The sequence below is a fragment of the Anabaena sp. AL93 genome (assembly GCF_001672085.1).
In the GTDB taxonomy this organism is placed as follows: Bacteria; Cyanobacteriota; Cyanobacteriia; order Cyanobacteriales; family Nostocaceae; genus Dolichospermum; species Dolichospermum heterosporum.
This window is the reverse complement of record NZ_LJOU01000003.1, coordinates 16,815-43,597: the sequence shown is the minus strand read 5'-3', so window position 1 is coordinate 43,597 and position 26,783 is coordinate 16,815. Positions and strand designations below refer to the sequence as shown.

General features: G+C 36.7%; 26 protein-coding genes and 1 pseudogene. 10 read left to right on the top strand and 17 right to left on the bottom strand.

The window, feature by feature from the left end:
• Nucleotides 1-65: 65 nt before the first annotated feature.
• On the bottom strand, nt 66-1,025 hold the full coding sequence (locus AN486_RS01440; protein ID WP_027404406.1) for an IS110 family transposase: 960 nt from the start codon (nt 1,023-1,025) through the stop codon (nt 66-68).
• A gap of 410 nt (nt 1,026-1,435) precedes the next feature.
• Here AN486_RS01440 and AN486_RS01435 point away from each other — a divergent pair, with 410 nt between their 5' ends.
• The 3 genes and pseudogenes from AN486_RS01435 to AN486_RS01425 all read left to right on the top strand — a co-directional run.
• Entirely contained in the window at nt 1,436-1,684 is a 249-nt protein-coding gene (locus AN486_RS01435) for a hypothetical protein (RefSeq protein ID WP_053540893.1), read from the top strand.
• Nucleotides 1,674-1,883, top strand: a complete 210-nt coding sequence (locus AN486_RS01430) for a hypothetical protein (RefSeq protein ID WP_199924336.1) — start codon at nt 1,674-1,676, stop codon at nt 1,881-1,883. Before AN486_RS01435 ends, AN486_RS01430 begins: the two co-directional genes overlap by 11 nt.
• Before the next feature lie 122 nt (nt 1,884-2,005).
• Nucleotides 2,006-2,140 (top strand): annotated as a pseudogene (locus tag AN486_RS01425) (type II toxin-antitoxin system RelE/ParE family toxin); the annotation flags it as partial.
• Nucleotides 2,141-2,232: 92 nt separating this feature from the next.
• On the opposite strand, the gene AN486_RS01420 reads toward AN486_RS01425, so the two are convergent.
• Entirely contained in the window at nt 2,233-3,717 is a 1,485-nt protein-coding gene (locus AN486_RS01420; RefSeq protein WP_053540894.1) for a DNA methyltransferase, read from the bottom strand.
• Between the two features lie 197 nt (nt 3,718-3,914).
• On the opposite strand from AN486_RS01420, the gene AN486_RS01415 reads away from it, so the two are divergent.
• The gene (locus AN486_RS01415; RefSeq protein ID WP_053540895.1) at nt 3,915-5,261 is read left to right on the top strand and encodes an NB-ARC domain-containing protein; all 1,347 of its coding nucleotides are present in this window, start codon (nt 3,915-3,917) and stop codon (nt 5,259-5,261) included.
• 133 nt (nt 5,262-5,394) lie between these two features.
• Nucleotides 5,395-6,276, top strand: a complete 882-nt coding sequence (locus tag AN486_RS01410; RefSeq protein ID WP_290598827.1) for an aspartoacylase — start codon at nt 5,395-5,397, stop codon at nt 6,274-6,276.
• On the opposite strand, the gene AN486_RS01405 is transcribed toward AN486_RS01410, so the two are convergent.
• Together AN486_RS01405 and AN486_RS01400 are read right to left on the bottom strand one after the other, a co-directional pair.
• Entirely contained in the window at nt 6,259-7,368 is a 1,110-nt protein-coding gene (locus tag AN486_RS01405; protein ID WP_290598825.1) for a glycosyltransferase family 4 protein, read from the bottom strand. The genes AN486_RS01410 and AN486_RS01405 overlap by 18 nt on opposite strands.
• Before the next feature lie 60 nt (nt 7,369-7,428).
• Entirely contained in the window at nt 7,429-8,211 is a 783-nt protein-coding gene (locus AN486_RS01400; RefSeq protein WP_290598823.1) for a PIG-L deacetylase family protein, read from the bottom strand.
• A gap of 1,061 nt (nt 8,212-9,272) precedes the next feature.
• On the opposite strand from AN486_RS01400, the gene AN486_RS01395 reads away from it, so the two are divergent.
• The gene (locus AN486_RS01395; RefSeq protein WP_053541391.1) at nt 9,273-11,066 is read left to right on the top strand and encodes a WD40 repeat domain-containing protein; all 1,794 of its coding nucleotides are present in this window, start codon (nt 9,273-9,275) and stop codon (nt 11,064-11,066) included.
• 280 nt (nt 11,067-11,346) lie between these two features.
• Here the strand turns inward: AN486_RS01395 and AN486_RS01390 are convergent, their stop codons facing one another.
• From AN486_RS01390 to AN486_RS01360, 7 genes are all read right to left on the bottom strand, one after another.
• Complete coding sequence (locus AN486_RS01390; RefSeq protein WP_053540899.1) at nt 11,347-11,880, bottom strand: YqeG family HAD IIIA-type phosphatase; 534 nt, start codon at nt 11,878-11,880, stop codon at nt 11,347-11,349.
• Between the two features lie 173 nt (nt 11,881-12,053).
• Nucleotides 12,054-12,626 carry a DUF3727 domain-containing protein gene (locus tag AN486_RS01385; protein ID WP_027403039.1) on the bottom strand — a complete coding sequence of 191 codons (573 nt, stop codon included), beginning with the start codon at nt 12,624-12,626 and terminating at the stop codon, nt 12,054-12,056.
• A gap of 127 nt (nt 12,627-12,753) precedes the next feature.
• Nucleotides 12,754-13,245 (bottom strand): Holliday junction resolvase RuvX, encoded by a 492-nt coding sequence (gene ruvX / locus AN486_RS01380; protein ID WP_053540900.1) that lies wholly within the window; start codon nt 13,243-13,245, stop codon nt 12,754-12,756.
• Entirely contained in the window at nt 13,232-14,479 is a 1,248-nt protein-coding gene (locus AN486_RS01375) for a GNAT family N-acetyltransferase (RefSeq protein ID WP_053540901.1), read from the bottom strand. Before AN486_RS01375 ends, ruvX begins: the two co-directional genes overlap by 14 nt.
• A gap of 1,044 nt (nt 14,480-15,523) precedes the next feature.
• Nucleotides 15,524-15,736 (bottom strand): hypothetical protein, encoded by a 213-nt coding sequence (locus tag AN486_RS01370; RefSeq protein ID WP_039200714.1) that lies wholly within the window; start codon nt 15,734-15,736, stop codon nt 15,524-15,526.
• A 382-nt stretch (nt 15,737-16,118) separates the two neighbouring features.
• Complete coding sequence (locus AN486_RS01365) at nt 16,119-16,403, bottom strand: DUF29 family protein (protein ID WP_290598899.1); 285 nt, start codon at nt 16,401-16,403, stop codon at nt 16,119-16,121.
• A gap of 12 nt (nt 16,404-16,415) precedes the next feature.
• Complete coding sequence (locus tag AN486_RS01360) at nt 16,416-16,649, bottom strand: hypothetical protein (protein ID WP_233455457.1); 234 nt, start codon at nt 16,647-16,649, stop codon at nt 16,416-16,418.
• Between the two features lie 44 nt (nt 16,650-16,693).
• On the opposite strand from AN486_RS01360, the gene AN486_RS01355 reads away from it, so the two are divergent.
• Nucleotides 16,694-18,460: a M61 family metallopeptidase gene (locus AN486_RS01355; protein WP_168635881.1), complete on the top strand. Its 1,767-nt coding sequence runs from the start codon at nt 16,694-16,696 to the stop codon at nt 18,458-18,460.
• 160 nt (nt 18,461-18,620) lie between these two features.
• On the opposite strand, the gene AN486_RS01350 is transcribed toward AN486_RS01355, so the two are convergent.
• The 4 genes from AN486_RS01350 to fetB all read right to left on the bottom strand — a co-directional run bounded on the left by AN486_RS01350 (nt 18,621) and on the right by fetB (nt 21,302).
• Entirely contained in the window at nt 18,621-19,361 is a 741-nt protein-coding gene (locus AN486_RS01350; protein ID WP_290598814.1) for a 2-phosphosulfolactate phosphatase family protein, read from the bottom strand.
• 166 nt (nt 19,362-19,527) lie between these two features.
• Nucleotides 19,528-19,929 carry a DUF423 domain-containing protein gene (locus AN486_RS01345; protein WP_053540904.1) on the bottom strand — a complete coding sequence of 134 codons (402 nt, stop codon included), beginning with the start codon at nt 19,927-19,929 and terminating at the stop codon, nt 19,528-19,530.
• A gap of 8 nt (nt 19,930-19,937) precedes the next feature.
• The gene (locus AN486_RS01340; RefSeq protein WP_168635883.1) at nt 19,938-20,420 is read right to left on the bottom strand and encodes a hypothetical protein; all 483 of its coding nucleotides are present in this window, start codon (nt 20,418-20,420) and stop codon (nt 19,938-19,940) included.
• Nucleotides 20,421-20,525: 105 nt separating this feature from the next.
• Nucleotides 20,526-21,302: an iron export ABC transporter permease subunit FetB gene (fetB, locus tag AN486_RS01335; protein ID WP_027403049.1), complete on the bottom strand. Its 777-nt coding sequence runs from the start codon at nt 21,300-21,302 to the stop codon at nt 20,526-20,528.
• Nucleotides 21,303-21,451: 149 nt separating this feature from the next.
• Between fetB and AN486_RS01330 the strand changes: the two genes are divergently transcribed.
• Nucleotides 21,452-22,600 carry a DegT/DnrJ/EryC1/StrS aminotransferase family protein gene (locus AN486_RS01330; protein ID WP_290598808.1) on the top strand — a complete coding sequence of 383 codons (1,149 nt, stop codon included), beginning with the start codon at nt 21,452-21,454 and terminating at the stop codon, nt 22,598-22,600.
• A gap of 196 nt (nt 22,601-22,796) precedes the next feature.
• Here AN486_RS01330 and AN486_RS01325 read toward each other — a convergent pair whose 3' ends face one another.
• The gene (locus AN486_RS01325; RefSeq protein WP_290598806.1) at nt 22,797-23,540 is read right to left on the bottom strand and encodes a DUF561 domain-containing protein; all 744 of its coding nucleotides are present in this window, start codon (nt 23,538-23,540) and stop codon (nt 22,797-22,799) included.
• 295 nt (nt 23,541-23,835) lie between these two features.
• On the opposite strand from AN486_RS01325, the gene AN486_RS01320 reads away from it, so the two are divergent.
• Nucleotides 23,836-24,684 (top strand): hypothetical protein, encoded by an 849-nt coding sequence (locus tag AN486_RS01320; RefSeq protein WP_053540908.1) that lies wholly within the window; start codon nt 23,836-23,838, stop codon nt 24,682-24,684.
• An 84-nt stretch (nt 24,685-24,768) separates the two neighbouring features.
• Nucleotides 24,769-26,010 (top strand): hypothetical protein, encoded by a 1,242-nt coding sequence (locus AN486_RS01315; protein ID WP_290598804.1) that lies wholly within the window; start codon nt 24,769-24,771, stop codon nt 26,008-26,010.
• 47 nt (nt 26,011-26,057) lie between these two features.
• On the opposite strand, the gene AN486_RS01310 is transcribed toward AN486_RS01315, so the two are convergent.
• Nucleotides 26,058-26,765: a molybdopterin-dependent oxidoreductase gene (locus AN486_RS01310; protein WP_290598802.1), complete on the bottom strand. Its 708-nt coding sequence runs from the start codon at nt 26,763-26,765 to the stop codon at nt 26,058-26,060.
• Nucleotides 26,766-26,783 lie beyond the last annotated feature (18 nt).

Genomic DNA, 26,783 nt, shown 5'->3' with positions numbered 1-26,783 from the left:
AGGTAAATTATAGATTGCCATAAATTACCAAACTAGATTGGAGGTATAAAAACGACAGTAGAACTTTATGCAGAAATTGGTTGTGAGTCTTGAGAAATAGACCAAGGAAGATGATCTCGAATCATCGCATTTAAAATAACTAACATTTTATGAACGCAAGCAGTAATGGCCAATTTTTTGGGTTTACCACGTTCAACCAAGCGCTCATAAAAAGTTTTGATAACAGGATTATGACGCATGGCAACAACAGCACCCATATAAAGAATGGCACGAACATGGGCGCGACCACCATTAATCATGCGCTTACCTTTGTGCTGACCACTATCATGATTAATTGGTGCAACACCAACTAAGCGAGAGATTTGTTTGGCAGTTAATTGACCTAATTCTGGTAAGTCAGAAACTAAAGTGGTAGAAATTACTTGACCAATGCCAGGAGTAGTTTTGAGTAGATTGACTTTATCAATCCATTGTTGATTATTTTGGGTCAACGTCTCAATTTCTTGATTGAGTTGTTGAAGATGTTGCTCAAGATAATCAATATGGGATTCAATATCTGTCAAAGCTTTACCACGAGCGCGGTCACGGCGATTCTTTTCCGCTGTAGACATTTCTACTAATTGTCTTCGGCGACTAATTAATTCGCCTAATTGACGTGACATTTCACTTTCGATTGCTAACACCTCCGGTTTCATTGCTTCACCGAAATGCGCCAAAATCTGTGCATCAATGGCATCGGTTTTGGCTAACTTACCTGTAGCTTTAGCAAAGTCTCTTCCCTGACGAGGATTGATTAATGCTACTGGTAAAAGAGCCGCTTGCAATTGAATGATTAATTCTGTTTCTAGTCCTCCTGTTGCTTCCAGTACGATTAGGTTTAAATCGTTAGATTGAAGTTGCTTAACTAGATTAGCTATTTCTGTTTCAGTATTAGCAAATTGAAATGCTTTACCCATTGGACGGATATAAACATCAAGTGTTGCTTTACTTACGTCAATGCCTACCCATTGGGAGATATAATCCATTTTTAACTCTCCAATTTCAATTACTTCTTTTTAATTTGTTTTGTTTTTATTCATCCCCTTGATTTCACTCATCCTTGCACGATACGGGCTATATTATCTATGTCTTTGTTCATAGTTTTTACCCCAGGCGACTGTTCGAGTTCTGTCATGGAGATTGTTGTGGTGATCCTTGCTACAAAGCGGTCTTTTCTGACCCAGGTTGGGACGGTCTACCACTTCTTCTAACATACCTCTAAGATACAAGGTTGGGTTGTGGAACGTGAACGTTCGCGGAGCAATTAGCATGAAACCCAACAAATGCGTTGGGTTGCGCTGTCGCTTAACCCAACCTACAGGAAATGCACAAGGTATTGATGTAATAGAAATATTTTCTTCATCAAAATTAGTTAAACAAAAAGCAGCTAGAAACTATGAAAGCCTTAGAAGTTACTGGAAAAATTCAACAGGGACAATTAACCTTAGATTATCCTTTAGAAGTTGATGGTTTTAATATTGTTAAGGTAATTATTCTCCTACCAGAAGCAGATGACATTGAATCTGATCCTGATGACACTCCAATTCAGGAAATAAAAGAGAGTTTAAAAACAGCATTACAAGAAGCAAAAGCAGGAAAAAGAATCCCTTTAGAAAAAATGTGGGAAGGAATTGATGCAGAATGATTCTTTTTTAATTAATATTGATTTAACTCCTGAATATCAGAGAAATTTAAAACATTTAGCCAAAAAATACCGAAATATTCGTTCTGATACTCAATCTTTCATTACACAATTGCAAAAAGGAAATTTATTAGGAGATAGATTAACTGGTTTTAATGAAGATGTTTATATTTATAAAGCTAGAGTCAAAAATAGTAAGTAGGTAAACAAAATAAAAATGAGGGGTATTGCATTTTTTAAAATGGCTGAAACTCAATCAGAATCTCGCATTGAGACAACTTTACATACCGTTATATACCTTTAAATTTTTCTGTTTACCTACTTAATCTTCAAAAAGGTAAAAGTGCTGGTTATCGGGTAATTTGTTTACTTGAATCAGAAACCAGCATTTTATTGTTAACCATTTACAGTAAATCTGAACAAGAAGATATTACAGATTATGAGATTAATTCTATTTAAGAGGAGTTTTATAGAGATGAATAAAAAACGCCAATAAGATAAAGATAATAAATGTTGGGTTTCCTTGCGTCAACCCAACCTACTAAAAGTTATCAAATATCTAATTCTATTTGATTAACTTTCACTTCTTTGTGTTTTTCTGCACTTTTAAGAACTTCATTAATTAAGGGAATATTTAACTTTTGTTTGTTTTCAATAATATCTTGAATTGTAATAATCTGAACTTTATCACAACTATGAGTCATGAATTTATTTTGATAAAAGCCAGCGGATTTGGCGGTTTTTAACATATCTTTTGTAGGATTTTCTAAGGTTATAAATATAGCTATACTGGCATTTTCTAGCGTCATTGTTCCTAGTAAATCCCGGATATCTCCTGATTTAACTTTACCAGATTTAACTTGAAAAATTACTTTCTCTAGTTCACCTTTATCACCATAAAATAAAACAGTTCCATCTACTCCTTTATCTGCTCCTTTTTTAGTGTTAATTATGGCTCGATTATTAGTATAAGTTAAAATTGCCCATTTTTCAAATTCTTTACGAGTGCGATCATCTGCTTTATTTGCTAATGCTATTGCACTTTCTATATCTTTAGGAATACCATGAAGTTTGATGGTATCTACAAAATCTTTACCAAAGCTGTCTTCTAATCTTTTTAAAATTAAACTAATACTTTGATAAGTAATATCAATTCCTATCCATTGTCGGTCTAATTTTTGGCAAACTGCAACAGTTGTACCACATCCACAATAAGCATCTAATATTATATCATTTTCATTAGAACTGGCTTTAATTATTCTTTCTAGTAATGATTCTGGTTTCTGTGTTGGATAACCTAAACGTTCTGGATCATTAGCATTTAATATATTAATTAACCACCAGTCTTCAGGTATTTTACCAAGAGGATGAGGTTTATAGACTTTATTAGTACCTTTATGTTTTCCCCACATTGCATCATCAGTTCGTCCAATTCCTTCCGCTTGATAGGGCATCCTAATTTTATCTGCATTGAAAATGTAATCTTTTGTTTTTGAATATCTAAAAATTACATCATGTCGTCTACCAAAATCCTTTTTAGGAGAACCTCCACCACGATAACACCAAATAAGTTCATTCAAAAAATCTCCACCCTGAGAACAAAAAACAGCATCTAATATTAACTTTAAATAGTGACTAGACGTAGGATCACAATGTAGATAAAAACTACCTGTAGGTTTCAAAACTCGATGAATTCCTGTTATTCTTAAAGTCATACTCACCAAATAAGCGAGTAAACTTCCCTTTCCTAAGACATTACTTAAACCTGAAATTAAACCAATACATTGTTGAGTAAATAAACCATGATAATTAGTAATAATTTCATCTATTCCCCGAATAGCGTGATCATCCCATTCCCAAGTATCAATAAATGCTTGAGCTTGTGCTTTATCTTCTGCACCAATATTATTATAAATTTGATTGTAGTTGCGTTTAGAATTAAAAGGAGGATCAATATAACATAAGTCAACAGACTCATCTTTTATGTAACGTCTTAAAACTTCTAAATTGTCCCCATAATAAAGTTGATTAACCATTGTTTTCGTGCAATTATTTTGCTTAAATTAACCCTGATTAATCATTCTTATACCTAATTACTTTTTTGTCATACCAGAAAATATGAGATATTCTCTGATGTTTTATTAAGAAATTTTAAGAAAATACCTGAAAAACCCTGATAATCTGGAAACAGATTGAGTTATAATGGCTACAAAGATTAACTCATCTAAGTTTTATGACTGTTACAGAAATTTTACAATTTGTGGATAATTTAGTATTTACTAAGACTGATAAACATTTAGATGATCTGCAAAAAAAGATTATTGAGGAACTATTTCAGGGTAAAACTTATAGACAAATTGCCAATATTTATGATTATGATGAGGGTTATATCGGTGATGAAAGTAGGAATCTATTTAAAATATTATCTGAAAGTTTAGGTCAAAATGTTAATAAATCTAATTTTTGTTGGACTATAGAAAGAGTTACAAAATCTAGAATTATTAATTTTGAAAAAAATAATATTAATTGGTGTTCTAATAATCAAACATCAAATCATTATCAACAGAATAATAATATAGAACAATCTAAATCCTCTTACCATGATTTAACGCTATCCCCTAAAATTACTCGTTTTTACGGAAGAAAAAAAGATTTAGATTATTTATCTAATGGGATATTAAATCAACACACTCATTTAATCTCTGTGTTAGGATTATCTGGAATTGGTAAAACTACCCTTGTGAAAAGATCTGTTGATCTAAATCTCCAACAATTTGAAGTTATTATCTGGAGAAGTTTAAAATTTCCTAAATCCCTAGATTTACTTATTGATGATTTATTGAATGTTTGTCAACAAGAAGCTAAAGCAACCATAGATGATAAATTAAAACAATTATTTAATATCTTTAAAAATAAAAAATGCTTAGTTGTTTTAGATGATTTAGAAAATATCTTTGTTAATTGTCAATTTGCAGGACAATATAAACCTGAATATCAAGATTATAAAACCTTCCTCCAAATGATCACAGAAATTGAACATCAAAGTTGTTTAATTCTCATTAGTCAGGAAAAATGCCAAGAAATGATTTCTTTAGATAGTGAACTTTATCCGATTCATTGTTTAGAATTATCAGGTTTAAATAATGCAGCTACAGAGATATTAAAAAATCAAGGATTAAAAAATGAGGAAACTTGGTTAAACTTAATTAACTTATATGAAAGTCATCCTAAATATTTACAATATATCAGTATTTTAATTAAAGATGTCTTTCAGAGTGAAGTTGCCGAATTTATCAAAGAAAATAGTTTAATTTTAACAGAAGATTTTAAATCTCTGTTTGATTTAATATGGATGAGATTATCTGAAGTTGAAAAAGAGATATTATTGAAAATTAGTCAAAATGATCAACCTATATCTAGAGATGAGATAAAACAACTTTTATCATTGTCATCAATGGATATAATTAACGGGTTACAATCATTAACAAGAAGATTTTTAGTATCCAAATTAGAAAATGATCAAAAACTATATACTCTTTCTGCCGTTTTTAAAGAATATCTCAGAATTTATCATCATTAATTATACTCCCTTCCTCTTGCTATTGGCATCTGGACTATGAGAAAATTATTTATGCAGCATCTCAGCACAAAAGGCTATGGACTGATAGAATGTGTTCACTTTCATAGCTAAGTTGCTTATAAATGAGGTATTTATGAATCAAATTCATCGGGTGGCGATTGTCGGCGGAAATCACGGTAATGAGTTAACGGGAGTTTACTTGGTGAAAAAGTTTCAGCAATATCCCCATTTAATTCATCGAGGCAGTTTTGAAACTTTATCATTACTTGGTAATCCTAAAGCTATTGCTGCACGGACAAGATATATTGATACAGATCTGAATCGTTGCTTTAATCAAGATAAATTATCAAATTCAAAAATTTCAAGTTACGAAGAATTAAGGGCAAGAGAAATTCAACAAATATTACAACCAGAAAATCAAGAATCTGTAGATACAATTATTGATGTACATACAACTACTGCCAATATGGGATTATGTATTATTCTGGGAAATTGGCATCCTTTTCTGCTGAAATTAGCTGCTGTTTTGAGTGCAGTTAATCCTTCTGTGAAGGTTTATATTCATGAACAACCTCAAGGTAGTGGTTTTCTGCGTTCTTTGTGTGATTTGGGTTTTGCGATTGAAGTTGGTGCCGTACCCCAGGGAATTTTAAATGCGGAATTATTTCAACAGACTGAACAACTTATTTATAGTATTTTAGATTATTTTGAAGACTATAATCAAGGAAAAGATTTGCCCAAAAATAATACACTAACAGTCTACAAATCAATTGGTGTGATTGATTATCCAAGAAATGAAGTAGGGGAAATTCAGGCGATGATTCATCCCCAACTTCAATTCCAAGATTATGAACCTTTGCATCCTGGTGATCCTATTTTTCTGACTTTCACAGGAGAAGAAATTTTCTATCAAGGAAATTCTACTGTTTATCCGATCTTTATTAATGAAGCTGCCTATTACGAGAAAGGAATTGCGATGCACATTAGCGAACAGCAGTTAATTAAGATTGGCTAATTCTCTGGTTTCCATGACTCTGATGATATTGTCTTTTCTCATTAATTCACGATATATATTTAGTGTTTCTTCATTCACTCTTGCGGCACTAAATCTTTCTAAATTTTGTTGGGCGCGGAATTTCCACTGATCTAAAAGTTGGCGATCGCTCAATAATTGTGTCAAAGTATTAGCTAAGGCTGGAATATCCTTGGGTGGCACTAAAATCCCCGCTTGACTATAATCTAAAGTCTCAGGAATACCATCTACATCACTGGCTATAATCGCACAACCAGCTTCCCGCGCTTCCGTTAGCACTAAGCCAAAAGATTCGCAATGTGAAGCCAGAACAAAGATATCTGTTCCTAACATATAGCGTTGCGGTTCTGCCTGAAATCCTTCAAAATGAATGCGATTACTAACACCTGTATTTTGCACCATTGCCTCAAATATCGAACGATCTGGACCATCTCCTACCAAATACAAATGTGCTTGCGGAAAGTCTGAGGAAACTATTTTAAATGCCTCAATTAACTCATAAATACCTTTGCGGGTATACATCCCAGCCACAGTAGTTATAGATGGATGTGGCATTTCTACTGGTTGATAATCTGCCAGTTTTTTATGTCGAGGACTTCCTAAAGTTCCATTACTAACCACGCGCAATTTTTGAGGTGGAATACCCCGTTTAATCATTGAATTAGCTACTGCTTTACTAACTGCAATTACCTGATCAGCTAACCCCATGAGGATAGCACTATGTTGAAACTCATTATGGACAGTAGAAACTAAATGATATTCTCGATTCTTGCGAAAAATACCTGCTAAAATCGCTCCTGTCATCATGTGTACATGAACAATATCCGGTTGAAAATCTTTAATAATTTGGCGATAATGCCAAGCAGCTTTAATCAGATTTAATGGTGTCCGACATTGATTTAAATGAAAATGTTCAACACCGTGATCTGCTAATAATTTTTCATATTCTCCACCAGCAGAAGCTACAGCAATATCCAGACCACTTTTTGCTTGTAAACAAGCTAAATCTACAGCAACATTAACAATTCCATTACCGATTTTTTGGACATGATTAGTAATATGTAGAATCCGCATTTAAATTCTCTCCACTGTAATTATTGATAGTAAATCTTCAGATGCTTACCACTCGCAACTTCACTCGGATTTAAAAAATATTTCTTCCGAATATAAAAATCGGTTAATAAATCCCCGAGGTAACATCTCAAGCTGGGAAGGATAGGCAGCAATAGCTTTTTGTTTTTTCTCTTTTACTGATGTTACTGATAAGCGATAAGCCGCTGCAATGTCTTGTAACTTCAACAGAATAAATAATGGCGATCGCCAAAATACCCAAATAGGGTATTGAAGTATTTCTGTATGAATTTGCGATTGGATAATTGCCTCTTTCACTAAATTATAAGTAGCTTCATGATCTTGATGACAGTCTTTACGGTGAGGCACATAAACCTCTCCCGGTTGATATAAATTTAGTAGTTCTGAAATTTCAGTAATTATCTGTTGCCTTTTCTCTATATTCAAAGAAGCTAAACTGCCATCTTGGTGATTTAAAAAATGAATCTCTGAAGGGGTTACTCCCAAAATATTTAACGCCATCAAAGATTCTTGTTGACGAATCTGGATAACTTGATTTTGCATAAGTGGATCTAAGCCATGAGAACCTCTACCGTCAGTTAAAAAAGTTATACCTACTTGTATTCCTTGTTCTCTTTTACGGGCAATCATCCCTCCACAACCAAAGGTTTCATCATCTTGATGAGGAGAAAAAACCATTGCTGATTTTTCAGAAAATTTCAAAGGCTGACTTCCCCAATGCAAAATCCACCAGGAAATTAAACTACAATGAATATATTGTATCTGATTTAACAATTTATTAGGGATGATTTTTTCTAAAGAGATTAGGTTTTTTTTATGATTCATAAATTTAAAATTGATTCCAGACAAAATTCAAATTTTGTAGATAATAAATATTGATGCTTCCCATAATTAAAATAACTATTTTTATAATAGTCAAACCCTAGACAAGAGTATTTATTTTTTTAATAAAGTTATGCTGAACATATCAATAAGAAAGTGTTTAAAAATCAGATAGATGCCAAAAAACTCTCTCAGAGTCTGTTTAAAAAGTCATGATTGCTGTATCGAATATTTTACCCCTCCCTAACCCTCCCCTTATAAAGGGGAGGGAACTAGTACCGCAAGGCGGAAGTCAAAAGTCAAAAGTCAAAAGTCAAAATGAAGACAGTATAGGCTTTTGGAGGATTTAGAATGGTTGGTTTATTTACGCCGTTTTGTACTAGTAGTCTGTCAACCCGAAAATGACGGGTGAAGGCAAGCAGGGGGAGAAGAGAGGCACCGGGGGCAGGGGAGGGAAGAACAGAAGTTTTTTCCGATCATTACCCGTCAAAATAAATTTGACGAACTACTAGATTTTTATTGTCACCCCTCTTTACAAAGGGAAAGGGGGGTAACAATGTGATGAAAATTACGGGATACCACTTTTCAAACAACCTCTCAGTAGTATGGAGGATTAGCAAAGAATAAATTTGAATTGCCTATATTTTACAAAAAGCTGGATCAGTTGACGACTAAGGCTTGAATGCTTACTATTTTTCTAGCCAGAAGTGTTTCTATAGAAACAGTAAATTATCAGTTAGATTAGTTAGAATTTATGGAAATCATCGAAATCCCCATAACCTACCATATAGCGGTATGCACTCTTTGTGAGATCCAGTCAGCAAATCGTTAAGCCTGTAGGGACGTGGTTTTCCCGTCCTCGATTGTATTGCATCCTAAAAATAACTGCTATATAAAGTTAAGCAGTGCTTAATCACAGTAGGGCTTAATGTTTACCATTAAATTTAGCTAGTTTTTGTATTCCATCAGACTGTAATGATTACTAAATTTTGGCTGAAGTTATAAATTGAGTAATTATTGCATTAGTATAAGTTATCTTGGGTATGCAATGGTGTGCCACTATCATGCAGATGAATTGGATTAGTTTACTAAAAGCGCAACAAACTGACTTCTTAAACCGGGTGAAAAAACCGAAAACGGCGGATCTTTCTCTTTTAGAAAGTCGAGTTAAAGGTTATCACAGTGAGGTAATGGCATTTGCGGGGGATTCATTAACGAAAATTCTTGAATGTTCTCGTCAGCAAGCTGAAATCCTCGCCAAAAACCCTCCACCGATACCACCTGAATATCCGGAATATCCTGATTGGATCATTCCCTTTCCGACTTATTTTCAACGCCAAGCAGAAGATTATCTTGTCCGTGAACAAATTGTTGATTGGATGATTACGGAACGGTTAGGAAAATTAGTGAGAAAAGTGCCACAAGACACTTTAGAAAATATGGGTTTGGATGATGAGGGAAATTTACGCGGTGAAAGTAAGTTTACTTATTTGTTAGCAAATAACCCAAAAGTAAGTATTCAAATTCACGTAGCAGATGGAGAAAGTTTTAATGGCATTAAAAAAGATAAAATTCGTTGGTCTGTTAGTCAAGAAGATATCAATAACCACCAAGTATTGATTTTCTTGTGTTTGTTTTATCCAGGAAATACCCAGTCAGGATACCACAAACAAACAGTGATTACTGGTTTTTTACCGACAAATCAACTAGATTTTTCAGACTCAAAGACTTATCTAACTCCCAGTAGCCTATTGTATGCAGGAGGATTAAATTGGTATTTACAGTCTCTGGGTGGTAAACCAGATGATGTGCCAATAAATGATGAGAAAATGATGGTAGAAACCATTCAAACCTTACCACCAGAACATCCCAAAAAGAAGATTGTTGGTGATTGGGAATGCTGGCAAACATTAAAAGGACATACCAAAGGTATTAACTGTTTAGCCTATGCTATCAAAACTTTAGTAGTCCAAGATGCCGGAACTAAAAATGTGAAAACAATCCCGATGTTAGCTAGTGGTAGCAGGGGAGAAACAAAATTATGGGACTTATCAAAAGGTGAATTAATCGAGACATTATCAGAATATCCTTGGGTTATTTCTGCCAACGTAGATGAGGTTAATTCCCTGGCTTTTAGCACCGATGGACAAACATTAGTAAGTGTAGGTGCAGATTCCACCGTTAAAATTTGGCATACTGGGGCGTTGGATCTAATTGATATTCTCCATAAACATCATGGAGATGTCCGTTGTGTGGCGTTTACACCTGATGGTAAGATGTTAGCAACTGGTGGTCATGATCGCCAGATTTTGTTTTGGAACTTGCGCGATCGCCAAGTCGAAAATACTCTATCTTTAGACGATACAGCAGCCCATTCAATGGTGTTAAGTCAAGATGGGAAAATTTTGATTACAGGTAGCTATCGGAAGATCAAAGTTTGGGAAACATCCTCAACACTCAATCAGAAAAATTTGCCAGATACACAACCAATATACACCCTGATGGGTCATTCTCATATTGTTAGTTCCCTAGCCATGAGTGCTGATGCTAAATTTTTAGTCAGTGGTAGTCAAGATCAAACTATTCGAGTTTGGAATTTAGCTACTGGGGAATTAGTTCACACTCTCAAAGGACATCGAGATAGTGTGAATACAGTTGCTTTAAGTCCTGATGAACAAATTATTGCTAGTGGTAGTGCTGATAAAACTATCAAATTGTGGCATTTACAATCTGGGGAATTATTAGGGACATTTGCCGGTCATGCTAATACAGTCACAGCTTTATCCTTTACTGCTTCTGGAGAAATGTTAGTCAGTGGGAGTTTGGACAAAACAATTAAAATTTGGCAGCGGAGTTAGATAAAAACGGCGGTCGTCTCTACAAGTTTGTGCCACTTACAAAACTGGTACAAATTTTTTATGAATAACTGCTTGACTGGCTGCTATTTTCGTGATTTTAATTGAGTACGAGTACAGTTACGGAACTGGTAAGTTATAAAAGAAGGGAACAGATAAGAAACAAAAGTTGCTGAGTTTAGAGCTTCAGTCAAAAAAAAGATGTTTTTAAACCTCTTACCTTTGCGCCTTTGCGCCTTTGCGTGAGGATAAATTCATACTTCAATTATGCAACGCCCAATTTTTAATGTTTAATAGCTTTACCTGTAATAGATGCACCCAATATCTCTGATATCCAAACTTCAATATTACGGATAGGATGGGAACGGAGGGCTGTAAAATCGGGATGGATAATTGGTTCAACTAAAATTGTAAACATTCCCAAGCGATTACCAGCTAAAACATCTGTAAACAAGCGATCGCCTACCATCCCCACTTGATGTACAGGTAAATTCATCTCCTGCAACGCCGCCCGAATTTTCCGTCGGGAAGGTTTAGCCGCACCCAAATAATAAGGTAAATTAAGAGAACGGGCAATGCCACCAATTCGCGCTTCACTTAAATTATTACTAACTAACCACAATGTCGTACAAACCCGAATTTCTTCTATCCATGCTTGCAATTCTGGGAAAGTAGAACTTGTTGTCATCGGTACTAAAGTTTCATCCACATCTAATACTAGCCCTTTCAGCCCATATTGTCGGATAACATCTGGTGTCAGCGTCAAAACTGAACCTGCTAAAATCAAGTTAGGCTCTAATAGATGGTTGCGAGTCATAATTTTTTGTGAAGGGCTTGCGCCCAGTCAGGATTCAGGAGTCAGAAAGGAAGAAAAAAAATTTGAGGTTTAGATTTATTAAGCAAACCCTAATTAAATTTAGATTTTTGAATAAGGCAAAAGGCAAAAGGCAAGAGTAATTAAATTACCAATTACCAATTACCAATTACCAATTACTCAACTTCGTTAAAAAGATGTTCTTCTAAGAGGGGTTGAAATTTACGGAACTCTTCAGGAGAAAGTAATTCTGGTTCACCTGTTTTCGTAATTCTGGCAAAAAAGAGCAAGGGGTCGAGGGGAGTATAAATTGCATACTCCTGTTCATCATGATAAAAAGTGGCAATTTCCATTAGTTGCTCTGGTTCTAAACCATTTTCTTCATCTTCGATTTCTAAAGTAAAGAATTTCGATTCATCTTCAGGAGGTAACTCACCTGCTACAGTCAAAGCATAAGCAGTATTCTTGAGAATTAGATTTTGCTCGGAAAGCACAGCTTGAGCAGTGCCGAAAATTTGGTCTATGATTTCATCATCTTCCACCAAAACGGCTTCTTCTTCGTCGCCATCGGCTTGCCAAGCAAAAATTTCTATTGGTGAATCTACAGGAAGAAGGAGAACATATTTTTCTCCCTCTACATCGAGGGTATGCTCGATGTAACATTCTAGTGTTCGTTTTAGCTCATCTGTTAAAATCAGAGAACTTTCGGAATCGTGATCATTGTCTTCAGGAAGTGGAGATGAATACATAGCTGAATTATGTAACTGTAACAATACTCTTATATATGGAAATCATTGAACCGCTAAATGACAGCCGATGTCAACCATAAATTCAGAGATAGAAGTAATAGTTTTTAGAATACCATGTTAAAAGGGATCACTCATCAGCAAATGTTACCGATCGCATTGCTGAACTACGTCTAGCATCTAGCCACTGTTGTAAAATCAATGCAGCAGCCTTACGGTCAATTAAACCCTTATTTCTTGATGGAGAGCGATTTTCAGCTATTAGCAGTTGTTCTGCTTGATAAGAAGTTAATCTTTCATCCATATATTCCAAAGGAAGTTTCAGTGCTTCTGCTAATCTAGCCGCAAATTTTTGGACATGACGGGCTTGAAAACCGATAGAACCATCCATTGAATAAGGTAAACCAACAATGAGAATTTGTACTTGTCGCTCATTGACTATTTGCTGAATTTTCTCGACATCTTCGACAAAAGACTTACGCTCAATTGTGGTTATACCCGTAGCAATTAATCCTGTGCCATCACACCCAGCTAAACCAATGCGTTTACTACCAACATCCACACCCAACGCGGAAATAAATGATTTTGATGGCTGTTGGGAGATCACGCTATTGTTGCTCATAGGGTTCATCTGTAGCTGAATCTGATGGACAAGGTGTGTCTATCATATTAGGGTTTTGATGATTGAAAGCTACAATTTCCGACTGAACTGGTGTAGCTCTTTCTGGCTGTACCTGCTGTGGTTGCGGCATCCATGACATCCCCCCAGGAATAGGCTTCCGGGTTGGTTGCAGTCCTTGTAACATTTCCTGCCACTGAATCCCTTCTAGGGAGACAAATTTCGATTCTCGTAGTTTATGCCAGACGGAACGAGACATGATTAGGGTATGTTCTTGGCGTTTAGCCCCAATTCGCTCTAAATATTCTTCTCTTTCTGGTTGATAGTCGGAGGAAGCTAATTGTAATCCCTGTTGGGGGAAATCTTGGGCGATACGGGCTAATTGAGATAATAGTTCAGGATACAACCAAGTATAGGCAGGATGAACTGTCAGTGTGGCGATATGGGGTTTTGTCCCTGTGCGATCAAGTTGCACCTGAAAATAACCAATGGCTGCTTTCCGCTGGGGTTCAAAGACGTAACCACTAACAACTTCGGTTTTTGTCATCCACTGCTTGAGGGCATCACCAATAGCACCAAACAAAGTGGTTTTAAAATCGTGGGTGTGCCGGTCAAATACTTGCCGTACCAGGGGTGGCATTGATGCTGTATCTAGTTGATATAGTAAGGGAGCATCAGCATTACTGACTGGTAAGAGGTTGGGTAAATCTGGCTCGGTTTGAATTAATTCTGCTAATAACTGGGGACTAATTTCCCAGTATGTCATTTCTGCCAGCCGTTGAAATCCATTGTGGCGATACAGTGCTAAGGCATCAACGTCATTAATATTAACTTCTAATATCCACGTCCGTGCTTCTAAAATAGATTCAAAGCAATGGCGCAGTAGTTGTGAACCTACTCCCAGGCGATCGCCAGTTCCCGCTAACATCACCCGATCAATTCGCCAAGTGCTGCGAGTTCGGTTAAAAGGCGAGACTTGAATCATTCCCAGTAGTATCCTTCCCTGTTCGGCAACATAGACCCAGAAACGGTACTGTAAAGGATTAGGAAACCAACTTAAGAATTTGAGTAACCCATACCAGTGTTTTAACCATTGCATTTGCCGCATCGCCGCATCAGTTTCTTGGGAAGAAAGATGGGACAATGATTCTTGAGTTAAGCGATCAATTCCTTCCAAATCCCTATGCTGGACTGGTCGGATAACAACGCTGAGGTTTCGAGGGAGTAGTGAAGTCATTTTGATTCAAGCCGCCATTTAACCTTTACAAAATATGATTGGTGATCTAATACTGCAATCATTTTAATGGCTTTTTGCTCTTAGGTCTTGCTTCCCAAGAGTGATTTTCTTAACTAAATGAGTAAAAAAATATAAAAAGCAGAAATTGTGAGTATACCTTTGGGGTGAAAACCACAATGTCTGCTTCTATTCTATGGTAATTCTACTAAAAATACTCTTAACTATTCACCGTAAGTTCAGGAGTTCAGAAGTTCAGGAGCATGGCTAACGCCACGCTGCGCTACCAGGAGTATGGCTAACGCCACGCTGCGCTATCAGGAGGATTTAGGGACTTCCAATTAAAAAAATACCCAAAAATTTCTTGTGGTGCGGGCATCTTGCCCGCTAACCATCAAGGAAGGGCAGGATGCCCATCCCACAAAATTGGGTAATTTATTTTTTGGTGTTCCCTTAGAAGAAGTTAGAAGTAATATCAAGTCTGGAAAATTGAGCGATTTTTGATGCTAGGATCATATTTTTCTTGCACCTCGTTTACCTTTTATATAGATAAAACTCTTCATGCGTAGGGTTTTAGGTTTATATGGCTAACGCCACGCTACGCTATCAGCAAGCCCTATTTAGATGGGTCAGTAACCCAGCCCTAAAGTGACTGGGCTTGCAAGAGTAATCAAGCAAGCCGTACTGACCAGACCACCCTGAGTTTACTCTCATGGTAGCCGTTATTTGAGTTACGACACCCACCGAATGCGTTGCCAGTTCCCTGCTCTGTCGCTTGTGATTAAACAGTTCTAATCCCCAAAATTTTGTGGTAAAATCGTAGGCTATTGACCACCAATACCGTAAGCGAAAACCAAGCTGATAGGTAAGTGTTACCAGAGAAAGATTTGGGTCTGTCATCTGATAGAACTAGGTTTGTTGCTTGTCCTATCATACCACGAATGTCTGGCCATGTCTAGTATGTCATGGTAAATTACGTCCTATCTCTAACTCCCGATGAATTGGGAAGACCACACTATACCGAAGTCAGTGTGTGGTAGTTCACATCTATAGACCTTGGCGAGAAGCAAATTTTTCAAATTCCGCTTGGGTTTGATGCAGTAATTGTTGACGACTATCTTGAATTGTCTGTTTGAAGTTGGGAACTAAGTTGGGAACCAAGTTGCGAGCTTGTAGTGTCATGTGCAGTTGTAGATGAGCAACGTATTCGCTTATATCTTGGTTATCTACAGTTGCGCCCGTTAATACATTTGATTCCATTGCCACTGAGTTCTCCTTGATGAATTAGTTGTAATTGCTTTACTAGAAGTTCGTCAAATTTATTTTGACGGGTAATGATCGGAAAAAACTTCTTTTCTTCCCTCCCCTGCCCCCCTGCCTCTCTTCTCCCCCTGCTTGCCTTCACCTGTCATTTTCGGGTTGACAGACTACTAGACTAGATCAGAAGTTATCATATTTTTTACTTAACTGCCTATTTCGCAATGAAGTGTAATGATTGGGAAAGAGGGAACAGCCAAGAATCAAGATACAGCATATTGTGGGTAAATGAGGTACAACCTTTAATCACAAAACCTTGCAGTGAGGCTGTTTTACTACTGATAGCTGCTGTAAATAACCTGATTTTTTACCAAATAGAAATTTTCTAATCTTCCCAAAGTGTATAAGTTTCGTTAAAAACTTCATCCCAACTTAAAGCAATAATATCTGGTTTTTTGCCCATTTCATCTCTAGCATCCTGTTTTGCAGCTAGAAAACACTTATCCCAAATTGATTCCAAAAAATCTCGATTGAGACCTGGCATTTCTTCTTGACTGGCATTAATTTCTGCCCTAGCTGAACGAATAGAAATTACCCAACTAGCACTACGTTTTTCCGGTTGACATTTCCACTTAATTATATGCAGTATCAATCGAGTTAATTGATTAATTACTGCTCTTTTTTATGATCGCCCCATAGACTCGGCTAAACTCTCTAAAATATTATCAACTTCTTTAATTTTCCCCTCCTCTAGCAGTTGTTTTGCTTTCACTACAGCTAAATATGGTGATTGAAAAACTAGTTCGTCATAAGGTACTGTCATAATTGGTAACTCCTTGGCTTGTTTTTTCCCAAATCTTGCATATAAATACATCATATTATTAATTTTATATGCCTGGACTTGACGATGAACCATAGACTGTTGATTATGGATAAGTAACTCAAAACTCAACACACAAAATGATTTCAGAACTCTCTCCACAAATTCATTACTTGGTGGGAATGTCTCAGCCAGAAACCCATCTGTTTGAGGTGACTTTACACATTGTCAACTATCCATCGGCAGTTCTTGATTTAAAAATGCCTGTGTGGACTCCTGGTTCATATTTAGTACGGGAATATGAGAGACATTTACAAGATTTTGCAGCTTTTGCTGATCATAAACCCTTGTCTTGGCATAAAGTTAGTAAAAATCATTGGCAAGTAGAAAAAGGTGATAGTTCGGAAGTAACTATTCATTATCGGGTATTTGCTAATGAATTAACAGTCAGAACAAATCATTTAGATGCTACTCACGGTTATTTTAATGGGGCGGCGTTATTTTTCAGAATCCCTGGTTGTGAAAGTTTACCCATATATATCCGGGTGATTCCAGCTAACCCTCAATGGCAAATAACTACTGGTTTACCAATATTTGCAGAAACAAAAAATACTTTTGTCGCGGCTGATTTTGATACTTTAGTTGATTGTCCTTTTGAAATTGGTTTTCATCAATTATACAATTTTGAAGTTTTGGGAAAACCTCATGAATTAGCAGTTTGGGGAAAAGGAAATTTTCAACCACAGCAAATGATTGCTGATTGCCAAAAAATTATTGAGGTAGAATCACAAATGTTTGGTGGTTTACCTTATGATAGATATGTATTTTTGCTGCATTTGCTTCAACAGGGTTTTGGTGGTTTAGAACATAAAAATTCTTGTTCTTTAATTTATCAAAGGTTTGGATTTCAGAATCTGGATAAGTATGAGCCATTTTTGCAATTGGTAGCCCATGAATTCTTTCATTTATGGAATGTTAAAAGAATTCGGCCTTTGGGTTTGGAAGTGTTTGATTATGATCAGGAAAATTATACACCATCTTTGTGGTTTTGCGAGGGAACAACCAGTTATTATGATTTAATTATTCCTTTACGGGCGGGTATTTATAATACCAAGGCATATTTGAATTATTTGAGTAAGGAAATTACTAGATATTTAATGACTCCAGGACGCAAGGTACAACCTTTGGCGGAGTCAAGTTTCGATGCTTGGATTAAACTTTATCGTCCAGATGCTAATAGTGGTAATTCCCAAATCTCCTATTATATCAAAGGGGAAATGGTATCACTGTTATTAGATTTATTAATTCGCGTTCATCATGGGAATCAGCGTTCTTTGGATGATGTAATGCGGCAAATGTGGGAGGAGTTTGGAAAGGATGAAGTTGGTTATACTCCCGAAGAATTAGAGGGTGTGATTGAGTCTGTAGCGGGTATGGATTTAAGAGATTTCTTTCAACGCTATCTTCATGGTTTGGACGATTTACCTTTTAATCAATATTTGCAACCTTTTGGTTTGCAATTAGTTGAGGAAAAGAATGAAGAACCTTATTTGGGTGTGAGGATAAATACTGAAAATGGACGGGAGATAATTAAGTTTGTGGAAGCGGGTTCACCGGCACAATTTGCGGGAATTGATGCTGGAGATGAATTATTAGCGATTGATAGTATTAGGGTGGGAAATCAGTTAAATGAACGCTTGAAGGATTATCGAGCGGATGATTCTATTCAAGTTACTGTTTTTCATCAAGATGAATTGCGGACTTATTCTGTTACTCTAGCTGCATCAATTCCTGGCAAGTATCAACTTAAAGTTGTAGAAAATCCTTCTTTCACACAAATGGAGAATTTTGCCGGGTGGTTGGGTGTGTCTTTGTCTGAATCAGGATGTCCAGGATTTCAGGATTAATTGTCTGAATCAGGATGTCCAGGATTTCAGGATTATCAGGATGAAAATTTCTGATTATTATGTTTGATTTGCCAAAGAAGAGAGAGGGGAAGAAATTTTCTCCTTTCTTTCTCCTGAATCCTGACTGGGCGCAGGCCCTGCGCCCCTACCTCCTGACTTGTTAGTTGTTTTGACTTTTTAATACTCCTGGTTCTTGCTGAATCGGTAAAATATCTAAAGTATCAGTTTGGGAACAATATTTCAGATCTTCTAAACATTCTAAACGTAATAAGCGTTGACCATGACTAGCTTGATGCAGTAGTCCTAATAGGTCATTTTGCCATTGGGAGTAAAGAGCGATCGCACTAATCGTCTCATCATTACCACCGATTTCTGCGAGGGAACAATTAGTTTGTTGGCAAATACTATGAGCGATCGCCCCTGCACATACTGTATCCTCTAAGGAATAACTTCCCTCCCAACCAGAACCCACAATCCAGACAGTTTCCGGTTGCTGTTCTAAGAGAAATTTAACTACGGCTGCCCGATTAATCAAAGCTGCTGCCAGGACAATGGGGGCATTTTGGATTCGTTGTAAAGCCCTTGTCCCATTGGTGGTACTAATAAATAACCTTTTCCCAGCGACTAATTCTGGTATGCAATCTAAGGGTGAGTTACCCAACTCAAAACCAGCTACTTTAGCTCCACCCCGTTCTCCAGCCCTGAGTCGCTTTTCTGGAGGCCATTTTTCACTCACTTCCATGAGTTGATTTAAATCACTGAAAACCTGCACAGCTTCGCCCCCAGCGGCTAAAACCGTAGCCATTGTACTAGTTGCTCGCAGAACATCAACGGCGATCGCACATTCTGGAACTGTATCAGTTGGGGTCAATTCGGGAGTGTGATATACAAATATCTTCACGTGCTGGCTACACCTTTTTTATTAAGACTGCGGTAATATTTTACCTACTTGATGTCACCAACTGACGATACTATTTTTCAATCTATTAAGATAGAAAAGGTAACGGGCAGGAGAAATTGGGGTAATTTGAGTGATAATTTAGACTCCATTTCCCATTTACTACGGATTAAAACTTGATAGTTGCACCAGCTACAGCTAAAGCAGCCCAACCCAGCATTAATGCCAATCCTCCTAATGGGGCAACTGCGCCTAAAGACTTAATACCCGTTAAACTGATAGCATATAAGCTGCCGGAAAAAATTACCACACCAATTATAAATAACCAACCACTAACTAAAAGCGTCGTCGGGGGACTTTCTAAACGACTCATGAGGATGGCGACTAACAAAAGCGCCAGAGCGTGATACATTTGATAACGAGCGCCAGTGTCAAATATTTCTAAAGAGCGATAGCTGCGCTCGCCGAAGGCATCGCTAATTTTTTCCCGCAAAGCATGAGCGCCAAAGGCACCACCAGCAACAGATAAACCGCCAAAAATGGCGGCTATAGTTAAGAAAAACTGTGTCATCTGACCTATTAAACATCAAAATGATATGATACAGCCCCTTCTTCAGTTACTTGAAAATTCGCATTAAATTCTTTAGCTTTCTTATCTAAATATTGTTTAGCTTCCGCTGCCGGTAATTGGGACTGCATGGCAAAACTTAACAAAGTTACTCTTCCTTGATTTTGTAGTAACATTTGATAAAATTGGGCTTGCAATTGTTCGCTGTTTTGTTGTTTTAAGGCTTTTTTCTCTTGTTGACTTTGTTTATACAAACCTAATGCTAACCAACTCCCCAATATCGCGCTAGGAACACCAAAAATTATTCCGCCTACAATAGTATCTTTGCTATTCTGAACCGCATTGGGAGCAGAAAATACCTGTTCCCCCTCCACCGGATATACTATTACTCCTGATTGCGCTGATTTATCTATGATTTCTGAAACTGATATTGCCAAAAACATGAATCCAAGTGTGAGTAGCCAACCAGCAGCCAGTTTTTCAGCCGTCTTCATAGTTCTACTTCAGATTTAGACATTGCTTGTAATTTTAACCTTACTTACCTTCAGCTTCCAGTAATATTGCGAATTGTTGACCAAGAATTATTCGCCAATCACCCATTACCTAACCAACTGCATGGCAGAATTAAAAAACTGCCGACATAAACCCTTGGTAATTAAAATAGTTGTTAACAAATTGGTGACAGCTACCATAAAAATAATTAAAATCTCATAGGATACAGCCTCTAGCGGTGTGATACCGGCTAATAATTGTCCATTGGTGAAGGTTGGTATTGTCACCATACCGATCAACATCATTTGATTCAAAGTCGGCATAATTGCAGCACGAATCGCTTCTTTGCGGTATGGCTTAATTGCCTGTTCAGGTGTTGCACCCAGACTTAAATGGGTTTCTATTTCTGTGGGAAATTGGTTGATACTACTAACTAAACGTTCTCCGGCTATTGCGGCTGCATTCATGGCATTACTCAGCAATATACCAGCTAAAGGAATGATATAACGTGGTTCATACCATCTTTCTGGTTGAATAATCAAAAAATTGGTGTAAAGCAATGTTAAGGAGGTGCTGACAAAAATCGCACTTCCAGCTAAAGGTAAGACTTGTGGAATTTTTTGACTGATGCGGTTGCGAGTAATAATTGCCGTAATTGTCAGAATTATTGCTAAAATTCCCACTACTGCCCAAACATTGTTAACGGCAAAAATGAAGTCGAAAATGTATCCTAGTACAAGTAGTTGGAGGATAGTTCTACCAGTAGCTACGCTTAAATTTAATTCTAGTCCTAATTTCTCCCATGCCGATATGCCAATGGCGATCGCCATTAAACCCATCGCTAAAGCCAAATCTACCATATCTAACTTGATTAGCTCTGGCATAATTTATCTACCTCTTAACGATTGAAAACTTTAGCATAAGTAGTTGAAAAAATTAAATCGGGTTGTCGCAGGAGAGGGAAGGGAAAAATCTTCTTTCTGACTCCTGACTCCTGACTTCTTACTCCTGACTCCTTTACAAATAAAAACTCATGATTAAAAGTGTAAATTCGATTCCCGCCTTTGATATTAAACAACAATATGCCACCATTGAAACTGAGGTAAGTGCTGCTGTCTTGGCGGTTCTGGCTTCTGGGCGTTATATTGGTGGTCCAGCAGTTACAGATTTTGAACAACAATTTGCAGATTATCATGGTGTCAGTGAATGCGTAGCTTGTAACTCTGGTACTGATGCTCTATTTTTAGCATTACGCGCTTTAGGAATTGGGGCAGGTGATGAAGTTATTACCACACCCTTTACTTTTTTTGCGACAACGGAAGTTATCAGCACTGTCGGGGCAATACCAGTATTTGTAGATATTGATGCGACTACATTTAATTTAGATGTAGAAAAAGTAGCAGCAGCGATTACATCAAAAACCAAGGCAATTATGCCAGTGCATTTATTTGGACTCCCTGTGGATATGACAGGATTAATGGAGATTGCCAAAGCTCATAATTTAAGAGTAATTGAAGATTGCGCTCAGGCTACCGGTGCAAGTTGGGAAAATCAAAAAGTTGGGAGTATTGGACATATTGGTTGTTTTAGTTTCTACCCTACCAAAAATCTTGGTGGTTGCGGTGATGGTGGGGCAATTACCACGAATGATCCAGCGATCGCTACTCAACTACGAGTTTTGCGAGAACATGGGAGTAAAGTAAGATATATTCATGAGGAAATCGGTGTCAACAGTCGTTTAGATGCCATTCAAGCCGTAATTCTGCAAATTAAACTGCGCTATCTTGATCTTTGGAACTCTAGACGTAAGCAAATCGCTGATTATTATTACCAACACCTCAGCCAAGTTTCTGATATTATTGTCCCCCAAGAATTTCCTGGGGGAGTTGGTGTTTGGAATCAATACACTATTCGGATTTCTGGAGAAAGACGCAATGGTGCCAGTGGTAAATATCGAGATTCCGTAAAAAATCAAATGCAGGAACAGGGGGTTAATTCCATGATTTACTATCCCTTACCCTTACATTTGCAGCCAGTGTATAAAAATTTAGGTTATCAACTAGGACAATTACCAGCAGCAGAGCAAGCAAGTCAAGAGGTTTTATCTTTACCCATGTTCCCCGAATTGGAGCAAGAACAACAAGATAAAGTCATTGATACGTTGAAAAATTGTTTATCTTGAATTGTCGGGGTGAGAAGAAGCAGGGGGCAGGGGGGCAGCGGAGAATATCTTTACTCTTTACTCTTGCCTCTTGCCTCTTGCCTCTTGCCTCTTGCCTCTTGCCTCTTGCCTCTTTACTCTTGCCTCTTGCCTCTTGCCTCTTGCCTCTTGCCTCTTGCCTCTTGCCTCTTGCCTCTTGCCTCTTGCCTTTTACTTCTTAAGCAAATGTGCGAGTATTTGCAGTTGCTAAAGCTTCTACTAAACTACGCACAGCAGCAATCATGGCGATTTCGCTATTGAGTTGGTTAATAGCAGAACCGACACCAACACCAGATGCACCAGAGGCGATCGCTAGAGGTGCAGTAACATTAGAAATACCAGAAGCACACAGTACAGGCACAGAAACCGCACGAGCAATTTCATAAGCAGCGGCTAAAGTAGGAGCAGCCTTTTCAATTAAACCCAAAGTACCGGAGTGAATGGGATTGCTGCTAGTACCACCTTCAGTTTGAATAATATCAGCACCCGCTTTCACCAAATCTTCAGCCAATTGTACCTGTTGGTCTAAGGTAAGAATATGGGGAACAGTCACAGATAAGGTAATTTCTGGCAGCAAGGTACGGGTTTGGCGAGTTAGTTCCAAAACCTCAGCAGCTTCAAATATGCGTCCTTGGGCATAGAAAGAATCGAAATTACCAATTTCAATCAAATCAGCGCCAGCAGCCACAGCAGTGACAAACTTCTCTGGTTCAACCGCAGATACACAAATAGGTAACTTAGTCAAGTTTTTCGCCAATCTTACCAAATCCACATCAGCAGCAATATCCACAAAAGTAGCACCACCCAAATCAGCCGCTTTTACAGTCGCAGCCACACTAGCAGCATTGAAGTTATTCAAACCGCTAATTACTTTTAGCACAGGATGAGAAAATGCCCGGTTGAGGTTAGGATACATAGTCATAATTTTTCTTTTGCAGCAAGTTTTCAGTAGGAATATTTTTACACTAAATATAACCATCCTACTTCAATTAGGAAAATATATTAAGATTTTTTGACAAATCACGCCTTTAGCCTATACTGAGAGGTGTTTTTACAATTGTTCTAAATTTTCAACCACCCTCTCAGTTAAATTAGATCAAACTGGTAATACACTACAATAAAATGGTATTTATTTTATAGTTGAACATCAACCTTTTTAATTGTTATAGTTGTAGGCATTGATCATGGCTACATCTAACCTCTGATTTATCCTAACTATGAAAAAATCATCACGATCTAATCAAGATGTTTCCTCTCAACCATTTATATTCTTAAAAACGGGCATATTTCCCAAATCAATCGGGAAAACATTCCAGAAAATTCTCAGTGATATATCTCCAAATGCAGATCAAGAATTTATTAAAAAATATCAAATATCCAGACAGAGGACAACTATAGCCGTCAAATTCTTATTATTATTGATAATAATTCCCCTGCTAACTCATCACCTATCCAAACGGCTGTTTATTCTTCCCATAGTAGAAAATCTGAGAAACGATCACTCCGGGCAAATTTTTCTTAATCAAGAAATGGAAGAAAAAGCCTTTCATGAATTAAAAATATTTACAGCAAAATTAAAGTTTGAAAGTTTACTGGATTCAGAAACTAAAATTTCTCCAGAAAATCGAGAATCCAAGATTAAAGCCAAAGCCATAGAACTAGCAGCAGAATTTCAACATAAAAGTACCAATGCCATTAGTAATATCTTTGCTGATATTATAGCCTTAATTGCTTTTGCATTGGTTATTGTTTTTAGTGCAAAAGATATTATTTCTCTTCAACACTTTATAGATCAAGTTGTTTATGGCTTAAGCGATAGTGCTAAAGCTTTTTTAATTATCCTATCTACAGATGTATTTGTCGGCTTTCACTCACCCCATGGTTGGGAAGTAATTCTGGAAGGATTTACAGAACACTTAGGTTTACCAGCAAATAGGAATTATATCTTTATGTTTATTGCCACATTTCCTGTAATTTTAGACACTATAGTTAAATATTGGATATTCCGCTATCTTAGTCGTTTATCACCTTCAGCATTAGCTACCTTAAAAGAAATGAATGATTAATCATCATAATTGGGCATATTTCCCATTGTCAACATTTCTGAGAATGCTAAAATGGGGCATAATCATTGTTGGTCTTCATGAATTATGCGTATTCTATTTAATCAAAAATTCAAAATTACAGTATTTATTGCTGCTTTATTAGTAATTGTCTTCACTAACAAGCAACCAATTCAACAGCAACAAATTGTTAAAAATGTATCATTATCCCAAATAGGAAATCCTCCAATTCAAGTATCTTCTGATAATTTACCTACGCCAAAACCATCTAATATAAATGCCAAAAATAATGAAAAGTCCACATTTTATTCAGTTATTAATGAATGGCAAAAATATCAATATAGTATTAATTCTAATCAAGTATTGACAGCAGGAAAATTACCAAATAACCCCATAAATTTTAATCAAGCTGACTTATTAACCGTACTTACCAATACTAGAAAATACTTTCAACAATACTCTCAAGAAGATCCCGATATTCAACGCACAGGTATCTTAGTAACTCAAGGAGTTACGGTTAAAGATATTCTAAAAACATTAGATTTTATGATTGTCGTCTTAGAAGAAGACATTTCTAATAAGCGGACAACTCGGTTACAAGATCCTAACTTTATTAACGCCAATTTTCGCGTAATTAAATGGTCTGCCCATAACCCAGAAAATCCCCAACAGAAAAAATTAAGAATTACTAAATATGCAGCTTTTATTCATTCCGGTTCTCGACAAAAAACTTCTAAATACAATACACCAATTTATGCTATTAAGGAAGAAGTAAGTCAACATAAATTTTACACTCAATATACAAAACAAGATGTTTTATCAGGTATTTATGAACCTGGAGGTAAGGAATTTGGCAAAGTTAAACCTATTGCTTATTTAACTCGCAATGGCTTAGAAGCAGCACTAATGCAGGGAACTGTTTTAGTTAATTTTACTGATGGAACTAAAGAGTTTTTAAACGTAGACAAAAATAATGGAATGTCCTATATTCGAGGTCTAAAAGCCACTGCACAAAAGCGTTATTGGTATTTTCAAGAAGTTGATGCAATTAAAGGTTATGGATATAAAATAGATGCTAAAATATCCATCAAACCAGGAGTAACATTTGCAGGAGATGTGCTAAACATTGGTTTAGGCAGAATAATTGTCACTGAAGACAATCAAAAACGGTTAAAAATGGGTGTAATTGCCGATACAGGTGGGGCATTTTTACCCAACCTTTATCAACTTGATTTCTTAGCAGGAACTTTTGCTAGTGAAAAAGATTTTGAACAATATATTCAAAAATTACCTGAATATACAAATGCCTATATTTTAGTGAAAAAGTGATATAGATCCCCGACTTCTCAAAGAAGTCGGGGATCTGAAGATTACACTTACAATCCAGCGAACCATTCATAACCCATATCTTCCCAATAACCTTTAGCATTTGATAATTTACTGGTGAGGGTAACTCTTGTTACCCATTTACTTTGTTTATAGCCAAGTTTAATGGGTGAGGCTAATCGCAAAGGCGCACCATTTTCCACAGGCAAAGCTGCACCATTTTTTTGATAAGCTAATAGGGTTTGTGGGTGTAAAGCTGAAGCGATATCCCAACTTTCATAATAACCATCTGCTGATTTAAAATAGGCATATTTAACCTGGGATTTAGGTTGAGAAAGGGCGATAATTTCCCGCAAACGAATGCCACCCCATTCCACAATTGCGGCCCAACCTTCTACACAAACATGACGAATAATCATGGAAGTGAGAGGTAAGGCTTGAATATCTGCCATACTCAAACTCAGAGGATGATTTACTTCACCATCTATAATTAAACGATATTTTTCTAAATCAATAATTGGTGTAGATTTAAAGCTATTAATTATTAATTGACTTGGTTCAATTTGACTAGGTAAAAATTCTGGAACTGGCTTTTGAGGTTGAAATATTAACTCTTCAAATTTCTGATTGAGAGGTTCAGAAAGTTTACCTACAAAATCTGCAAACATGGGTGTACCACAACCACCCAGTAATAAACTCATACTCGAAAAACCGGAAATTTGTAAAAACTTTCTCCGTGCAAATTCATGATTATTCATTTTAATTCCTCAATGCTG

Coding starts and splice junctions, on each gene's coding strand:
- AN486_RS01440 (WP_027404406.1), bottom strand. CDS start 1,025: ATGGATTATATCTCCCAATGGGTAGGCATTGACGTAAGTAAAGCAACA.
- AN486_RS01435 (WP_053540893.1), top strand. CDS start 1,436: ATGAAAGCCTTAGAAGTTACTGGAAAAATTCAACAGGGACAATTAACC.
- AN486_RS01430 (WP_199924336.1), top strand. CDS start 1,674: ATGCAGAATGATTCTTTTTTAATTAATATTGATTTAACTCCTGAATAT.
- AN486_RS01420 (WP_053540894.1), bottom strand. CDS start 3,717: ATGGTTAATCAACTTTATTATGGGGACAATTTAGAAGTTTTAAGACGT.
- AN486_RS01415 (WP_053540895.1), top strand. CDS start 3,915: ATGACTGTTACAGAAATTTTACAATTTGTGGATAATTTAGTATTTACT.
- AN486_RS01410 (WP_290598827.1), top strand. CDS start 5,395: ATGAATCAAATTCATCGGGTGGCGATTGTCGGCGGAAATCACGGTAAT.
- AN486_RS01405 (WP_290598825.1), bottom strand. CDS start 7,368: ATGCGGATTCTACATATTACTAATCATGTCCAAAAAATCGGTAATGGA.
- AN486_RS01400 (WP_290598823.1), bottom strand. CDS start 8,211: ATGAATCATAAAAAAAACCTAATCTCTTTAGAAAAAATCATCCCTAAT.
- AN486_RS01395 (WP_053541391.1), top strand. CDS start 9,273: ATGCAGATGAATTGGATTAGTTTACTAAAAGCGCAACAAACTGACTTC.
- AN486_RS01390 (WP_053540899.1), bottom strand. CDS start 11,880: ATGACTCGCAACCATCTATTAGAGCCTAACTTGATTTTAGCAGGTTCA.
- AN486_RS01385 (WP_027403039.1), bottom strand. CDS start 12,626: ATGTATTCATCTCCACTTCCTGAAGACAATGATCACGATTCCGAAAGT.
- ruvX (WP_053540900.1), bottom strand. CDS start 13,245: ATGAGCAACAATAGCGTGATCTCCCAACAGCCATCAAAATCATTTATT.
- AN486_RS01375 (WP_053540901.1), bottom strand. CDS start 14,479: ATGACTTCACTACTCCCTCGAAACCTCAGCGTTGTTATCCGACCAGTC.
- AN486_RS01370 (WP_039200714.1), bottom strand. CDS start 15,736: ATGGAATCAAATGTATTAACGGGCGCAACTGTAGATAACCAAGATATA.
- AN486_RS01360 (WP_233455457.1), bottom strand. CDS start 16,649: ATGGTTCATCGTCAAGTCCAGGCATATAAAATTAATAATATGATGTAT.
- AN486_RS01355 (WP_168635881.1), top strand. CDS start 16,694: ATGATTTCAGAACTCTCTCCACAAATTCATTACTTGGTGGGAATGTCT.
- AN486_RS01345 (WP_053540904.1), bottom strand. CDS start 19,929: ATGACACAGTTTTTCTTAACTATAGCCGCCATTTTTGGCGGTTTATCT.
- AN486_RS01340 (WP_168635883.1), bottom strand. CDS start 20,420: ATGAAGACGGCTGAAAAACTGGCTGCTGGTTGGCTACTCACACTTGGA.
- fetB (WP_027403049.1), bottom strand. CDS start 21,302: ATGCCAGAGCTAATCAAGTTAGATATGGTAGATTTGGCTTTAGCGATG.
- AN486_RS01330 (WP_290598808.1), top strand. CDS start 21,452: ATGATTAAAAGTGTAAATTCGATTCCCGCCTTTGATATTAAACAACAA.
- AN486_RS01325 (WP_290598806.1), bottom strand. CDS start 23,540: ATGACTATGTATCCTAACCTCAACCGGGCATTTTCTCATCCTGTGCTA.
- AN486_RS01320 (WP_053540908.1), top strand. CDS start 23,836: ATGAAAAAATCATCACGATCTAATCAAGATGTTTCCTCTCAACCATTT.
- AN486_RS01315 (WP_290598804.1), top strand. CDS start 24,769: ATGCGTATTCTATTTAATCAAAAATTCAAAATTACAGTATTTATTGCT.
- AN486_RS01310 (WP_290598802.1), bottom strand. CDS start 26,765: ATGAATAATCATGAATTTGCACGGAGAAAGTTTTTACAAATTTCCGGT.